The sequence below is a fragment of the Occallatibacter sp. genome (assembly GCF_049802275.1).
In the GTDB taxonomy this organism is placed as follows: Bacteria; Acidobacteriota; Terriglobia; order Terriglobales; family Acidobacteriaceae; genus Telmatobacter.
Genome location: NZ_JBARMD010000762.1, coordinates 1 through 2373, shown reverse-complemented (window position 1 = coordinate 2373; position 2373 = coordinate 1). Strand labels below are relative to the sequence as shown.

Sequence of the window (2373 nt, the reverse complement as noted above, 5' to 3'; positions counted from 1 at the left end):
AACAAACTGGATCAGCGGGCCAAAACCCCATCGACCCCATTCTTCGTTGAAGACGATCAGGTCAAAGACAGAGACGTTATTCACACCGCTTCCTGTTGGGCCACTGGTGTTGTAATTTACCGTTGCGCGAAGCAGATTCGAAGTTCTCCACGCCCGGAACGGAATCACCGGCTGGAAGGTAAAATCACTTCCCGAACCTGGCACTTGATAAAAGCTACTTACGTACTCCTGCTTGAAGTTGAAGGCCATCAGCGGTGCCGTCGGATCGGCGGCCTGTTGGGTGAGGTTCTCCCCCGTCGAAACCGGCACCGCTACCGGCGGAGCTTCCTGGCTGTAGGAACTGGCAACACATCCAAAGCCAATGAAAAGGGCACCCGCGAGAAAATACGAATGGCTTATCGCTCCGGCTCTGGGCGCACCAATGTTGATTAACGAACCCTTTTTGATCTCGCTTAGGTCAGGAATAAGCACTCTTCTCCCCTGTTTCAAGATTTGCATAGATCGCAGAAATCCAGCTCATGTCTTGTTATGTCTGAAATCGATAATCCAAACGTCGACCTTCAAGCGTCGCTGTCTAGTCAATCTCGCGAAGTCGATGGGATTTATCAACACGTAAACATACGGAGTTGAACCGGGAAAAAGTACTGTATGACGAAAGAGCACGCACCACGCAGGAATTCTCAGTTCAAATCCGTAAAACTACTGCAGTGCTCTCTCGTTTGTCGGTTACCATACAAACCAGAGGACAGACTCCTCTTGTTCGGCCTGTCAATTCTGACAGTTCCCACTATGAGTCAGCGGTGATGTTATATGATCATTCGCCCAGGCCACCCAACCCGCCCCACGATCCTCATCGCGGATGACCACCAACTCGTTGCGGAGAGCCTACGTTCTCTTTTGGGTCAGAAGTATGAAGTTATTGGCATAGCTGCAGATGGCAAGGAACTTATCGAGATGGCGGTCAGGTGCAGGCCGACTCTGGTTCTCACCGACCTCTCGATGCCATTACTGAACGGCCTTGATGCCGTGCAAACTCTTTCCGTAATGGGGTTGCGCACCAAGTTCATCATTCTCACAATGCATGCGGATACAAGCCTCGCTGTGCTGGTATTCAGGGCAGGAGCATCGGGGTTTGTTTTGAAGACCTCGAACAGCACCGTTCTTGTCGAAGCCATTAGAGTGGTACTGGGCGGTGGATGCTATCTGAGTCCGGAGTTTCCCACCGATCTTGTCAGTGTTCTTGCCGAGGCAGCCCGCCGTCCCCTCGTTGACAAGGCCCCTCCGCTGACTCCTCGACAACGCGAAGTCCTGCAACTCGTCGCATCCGGGATGACGATGAAAGAGGTCGCAGCGCAATTGAGCATTTCCACGCGAACGGCTGAGTCTTACAAGTATCACTTGATGAATGTGCTGGGAATTCGCACAACGGCAGAGTTGGTGCAACACGCCATCAAGATCGGTTTGATCACCGTGAAACCGCTCGACGTTACCGTCTAGCAAAACCAAAGGCTTCTCCGTTTGAATCACAACGTCGGATTTTCTTCGACACGCAACAGGCAGTGAGGAAGAATGAACCCCGCGACTGCATCCCCCCGCAGTGACCGCGCACTTTTACAATCTTTCATCGAGGTGGTAAGCGATCCTTGTGTGGTAATCGACTCCGCTGGATATGTCCTTGCCGTCAATCGCGCATGGAAGGAACTTCCCAGACGAGGTGAGGTTGCCGGCATCGCCAAACACCCGGTGGGAGCAGACTACCTTTCGTTATTCCGGTCCTCGACCGACGACGTGGGCCTCGACCGCGCGCTAAGGGGCATCCAGGCCGTTATCAGCGGGCAAGATCAAGAGTTCGAGCACGAATACATCCGTCCAGTGCCTCACGCGATTCGATGGTTTCGCATGACCGTCCGGGCCTGGCGGGAATCGGGTGCTGGCGCTCTTATCTTTCACCGCGATATTACAGCGGAGAAGATGGGCCAACCGGGATCGCCATCCATGGACCAGGAATTTCGCCTCTTGGCTGATTCGGCTCCCGTCATGATTTGGATGACGGGACCAGATGAGAAGTGCATTTTCGTCAACCGGAGATGGCTGGAGTTTACCGGGGTACCGGTTGAAGAGGCTCTTGGCACAGTCAATCTTCAACTTGTACATCCGGATGATCGCCAGTCACTCATGAGTGCCTTTCAGACCGCCTTTGACGAGAAGACCGAGTTTTCGCATGAATATCGCTTGCGACACAAAGATGGCGGCTACCGCTGGATTCGGGACACTGCGTCGCCGCGCTTCGACGCACATCACCGGTTCTCGGGCCTCACTGGTTCGGCGTGGGACCTGAGCGATCAGAAAAAAACGTCCGAGGAAGCTCAGAAG

At 53.7% G+C, this 2373-nt stretch carries 3 protein-coding genes; 2 read left to right on the top strand and 1 reads right to left on the bottom strand.

Features of this window, described 5'->3' with window-relative positions:
• A partial coding sequence (locus WA354_RS25520; protein WP_472815848.1) for a hypothetical protein occupies positions 1-471 on the bottom strand: 471 nt, incomplete at its 3' end.
• A 339-nt stretch (positions 472-810) separates the two neighbouring features.
• Between WA354_RS25520 and WA354_RS25515 the strand changes: the two genes are divergently transcribed.
• Together WA354_RS25515 and WA354_RS25510 are read left to right on the top strand one after the other, a co-directional pair.
• The gene (locus tag WA354_RS25515; RefSeq protein ID WP_472815847.1) at positions 811-1497 is read left to right on the top strand and encodes a response regulator; all 687 of its coding nucleotides are present in this window, start codon (positions 811-813) and stop codon (positions 1495-1497) included.
• 72 nt (positions 1498-1569) lie between these two features.
• The coding region (locus tag WA354_RS25510) for a PAS domain-containing protein (protein ID WP_472815846.1) at positions 1570-2373 on the top strand (804 nt) is incomplete at its 3' end.

Excerpts from the sequence above, each read along its gene's own strand:
- WA354_RS25515 (WP_472815847.1), top strand. The coding sequence starts at position 811 with ATGATCATTCGCCCAGGCCACCCAACCCGCCCCACGATCCTCATCGCG.